The 2,077-nt window shown below is 61.9% G+C and carries 2 protein-coding genes; both read left to right on the top strand.

Features of this window, described 5'->3' with window-relative positions; genetic code table 11:
* Positions 1-107: 107 nt before the first annotated feature.
* Positions 108-1,385 carry a branched-chain amino acid ABC transporter substrate-binding protein gene (locus AC1D1P_RS21790; RefSeq protein ID WP_477674409.1) on the top strand — a complete coding sequence of 426 codons (1,278 nt, stop codon included), beginning with the start codon at positions 108-110 and terminating at the stop codon, positions 1,383-1,385.
* Positions 1,386-1,442: 57 nt separating this feature from the next.
* Positions 1,443-2,077: aminotransferase class I/II-fold pyridoxal phosphate-dependent enzyme (locus AC1D1P_RS21785; RefSeq protein WP_477674408.1), on the top strand; the 635-nt coding region annotated here is incomplete at its 3' end.

The raw sequence follows: 2,077 nt of genomic DNA, 5'->3' as shown, positions 1-2,077 counted from the left end.
CCCCTTACACTGCGCGGCGCTCACCGTGATTGCCGCTTGCACCCCAGTTAGGTGTGCAAGCGGTTTATTCAAGCCAAATCAGGCAAAAGACCAGGGTCTATTTTTTTATGCAGAAACACTTGAAACGCTTCCTCATGGCCCTATGTCTTTGCGCCTCGGCGGCGGCGTTCGCGCAGACCGCAAGCCAGCCGCCTGTCCCGGCACCTGTTCGTATTGCGCTGATCGAAAGCCTGTCAGGCGCATTCGCCAATACCGGCGAAGCGGTGTTCCGCAACCTCGTCTGGGCCACTGAGCGCGTCAATGCGCGTGGCGGCGTGAAGCTGGCAGGCGGCCCGCGCAACCTGGTCGTTGAGCGCTACGACAGCAAGGGCCAGAACGAAGAGGCGCTGGCGGCCTTGCGTTCGGCCATTGACGACGGTGTGACCATCGTGGCGCAGGGCAATTCCTCGGCGATTGCGGCGGTGCTCATTGACGCCATCAACAAGCACAACGAGCGTGAGCCGAACAAGCGCGTGGTGTTCCTCAACTATTCGGCGGTCGACCCGATCCTGACGAATGAAAAGTGCAGCTACTGGCATTTCCGCTTTGATGCGCATGCAGACATGCGCATGGCCGCGCTCATGGATGTGCTCCGGGACGACAAGGCGCTCAAAAGCATTTACCTGATAGGCCAAGACTACAGTTTCGGGCAGGCCGTGCTGCGTGAGGCACGCAAGCAACTGGGCGCGCAGCGACCCGACGTGCAGATCGTGGGCGACGAGTTGCACGCGCTGGGCCGTGTCAAGGACTTCATTCCCTATGCCGCGAAGATCAAGGCCAGCGGAGCGCAGGCAGTGCTCACGGGCAACTGGGGCAACGACCTGACGCTGCTGATCAAGGCGGCAAGGGAAGTGGGTTACGAGGGCAAGTTCTATACCTTCTATGGCAACGCGCTGGGCGTGCCGGGTGCGCTGGGCGACGCCGGCGTGGGCAAGGTGATAGCGGTGGCCGACTGGTTCCCGAATGAGGCGGGCGCGCAGTCCGAAGCCTTCTACCTATCCTTTCGCCAGCGCTTTCCCAAGCCTCAGGACGACTATGTTCACATGCGCATGCAGCTCATGATTGAGGCGCTGGCCCAAAGCCTTGACAAAGCGGGCAGTGCTGACGCCGGGGCGGTGGCGGCGCAGCTGGAGCGTAGTTCGGTTACTTTCGTGGGCCACAAAGGCGCGATGCGCTCGGCCGACCACCAGTTCCAGCAACCGCTGCTGGTGGCATTGATGGGCAAGCAGGGTTCGCCGGGTGTGAAATTTGACGTGGAAGGTTCCGGCTACGGCTTTCGCGTCATCAAGACGATTTCGCCCGAAAAGGCCGAGCAGCCTAACAGCTGCAAGATGGTCCGGCCTTGAGTTCAAATTGGCTGATTGAATAATTGATTGAAGCCGGCACAGGCGGACGGACTATCCATGAGAAAAACTGTTTTAGATCTTGAAGAATCGATGATCCGCCAGGTGGCCAACGCGGGCATGGGGCGCGATGATGTGCTCAAGTTCTGGTTTGGCGAGAGCGATGAGGTCACGCCGGCCTTTATCCGCGAGGCGGCGGCTGCGTCGTTGCAGCAGGGCGAGACTTTTTATGCGCAAAACCTGGGCTTGCCAGAGCTGCGGGAGGCCATTGCCGCTTACGCGGCGGGCCTGCGCTGTGCGGGGGCCGCGCCGATCACGGCCGAACGCATTGCGGTGACCTCAGGCGGCGTCAATGCGCTGATGCTGGCGGTGCAGGCGCTGGTGGATGCCGGCGACGAAGTCGTGGCCGTGACGCCTGTCTGGCCCAACCTGACGGCCCAGCCGGCCATCATGGGCGCGCAGGTCAAATGCGTCAGCCTCAAGCCGGTGGCAGGCGAGTGGCGGCTTGATGTGGCCGAACTGCTGGCCGCCATTACGCCGAAAACCAAACTACTCATCGTCAACGCGCCCAACAATCCCACCGGCTGGACGCTGTCGCGCGCCGAGCAAGAGGTCATCCTGGCGCATTGCCGCAAGACGGGCACCTGGATTCTGGCGGACGAGGTGTACGAGCGCCTGTATTACGAGCCCACCCC

The organism is Polaromonas sp. P1_E1_2, assembly GCF_056406035.1.
This window is presented reverse-complemented; position numbering and strand designations above follow the sequence as displayed.